Raw genomic sequence first — 1876 nt, 5'->3', positions numbered from 1 at the left:
CAGTAGCCCTCCGGCTGCCCGCCCCGGCCCTCGATCCACGCCGGAACCGGCAGCAGCTCGCGCATCGCCGCCCACTCGGTGTCCGTCATGTCGGAGGGATACTTCGGCCTCCTGTGCGGGCGATCCGCGGCGTTCCCGAACCGGTGCGCGAGACAGTCACACGACAGAGGAAGCGAGTTGGACTCTGCCGCTACCGGAACGCAAGACTGCGGCACAGGGCCTCCTGTTGCTCACTTGGATTCGACACCCATGAGCTGTGCAGGAGGCCCTACCCTCATGCACGGACATTCGGAAGATCACCCGACCGAGTCGCCACACTCGAACCGATGCTCACCATGATCGATAGAGAAACGGCTTCTCAGGTGAGAGGGAGCCTGGTCGTGGGTCCGCCGGATTGGGCCAGACGCTTGGCCGCGGCATGAGTGACGGGGAGGTAGAATACCACGACGCGGGTTTCCGGCAGTGCCATATCATGGATCATCGGGCCGTCGGCGATTTCGATGTCGCTGGTGTGATTAGCCTTGCCGTCCGTGTCGAGCACCACGTACCGGACGGAGCTGAAGCGTGGATTGTAGGTAATGGCGTGCATGTCGCCGGTTCCGGGGTCGATCTTTGGATGGGCTGTGAAGCCGCGGTTGAGCGCTCCGTCACAGTCCCAGACCGCCATCCGGGCGAAATCGGGGCTGATGTCCACTGGCGGCTTTCCTGCTTCGATAAGGGCGAGGATACGTCCGGCGCGACTGGCGACATTCGTATTAGGCGCGCCGAGCTCGCTTTAGACAAAACGGCTTCGGTACCACTCAGCCCTGCCCTCCCGGAGTCGGAGACCGTGCACCATTCCCGCTCCGTTGAACCAGTGATGGGAGCCCGGGTCGACGCTGAATACGAGCGCCTCCTGGCGCCCGACGAATTGGGGATGGGTGTACCGCAGCGCGCAACGCTCGATGTGGGGCTACGGTTTGAGCGAATGATCATTGGATTCTGGCGGGAGATTGCAGGTTTATCGAAAAGCCTAATGGGTGGGGAAGAAAGTGATTGAACGGTAGGCAGACGGCCTTTGATGGCTTGATCCATTCCTGCCCTGGCTGGGCCACCGCACAATGATCTGCCGGAGAATCTAGGTGTTCTGTCCGGGAAGGCCGCGGTCGGGTGATGCAGGTTTCGATTGAGGCATTTTGAAATAAACAGGGGCTCCTGGCCTGCCGCGGATTGCGAGATCTGCACCGGCGATCGGAAAGGCTCGCGTAGCACACCGTAAGACGCCCCTTACCGAGACCAGACGTTGCGCCTGGCCCGCTGTATCGTCGGGGATGGGCGGCCGCCTGCCAGGCCACCAAACGGTTCCAGATCCCACCGACCACGGCTCAACGAAGGGCCGACTGCTGTCGGGCTCTGGCAAGGGAGGCATGACCGAGCAATCCTCGCCCGCGCAGTACAGCCCAAGCAGGCTCCCGACCTGCAGCACCAGATCATCAAGGTCCGCGCGCTGCAGGAATCGCCGTCGAACGAGTTGCGACCGACAACGGAGCCCGCCGCAGACTTGGTTGGCAACAATACCGAGCGGCTACGGTCCGAGTCCGACTTCGCCAACCTTTGCGGGGTCGCTCGCCGACCGGATGGCCTGTGAAACCTGCACGCGTGCCTGCGTCGCGCGCGGGACAACCGAAGGCAAATCCAAGACCGGGATCATCCGGGATCAAGGGCCTCACCGCCCCGAACGGCAAACCACCCGTCGGCCGAGTCCCCAACTGGCAATACATCAGATAGGGCAGAGCACTGATCGGATCGGCCCCCGTCCACCAGGGGACGGGGGCCGATCAGGTCATTTCGAGCGATGCGTGATCACTTGTGGGACGGGCCGACCTTGATCGTGATA

At 62.8% G+C, this 1876-nt stretch carries 1 pseudogene; it reads right to left on the bottom strand.

Annotated elements, in window-relative coordinates:
• Nucleotides 1-358: 358 nt before the first annotated feature.
• Nucleotides 359-931 (bottom strand): annotated as a pseudogene (locus ACIP98_RS42370) (carotenoid oxygenase family protein).
• Nucleotides 932-1876 lie beyond the last annotated feature (945 nt).

The sequence above is a fragment of the Streptomyces sp. NPDC088354 genome (assembly GCF_044753585.1).
Lineage (GTDB): Bacteria > Actinomycetota > Actinomycetes > Streptomycetales > Streptomycetaceae > Actinacidiphila.
Note: the sequence above shows the minus strand (reverse complement) of the source record. Positions and strands in the feature narration are given on the sequence as shown.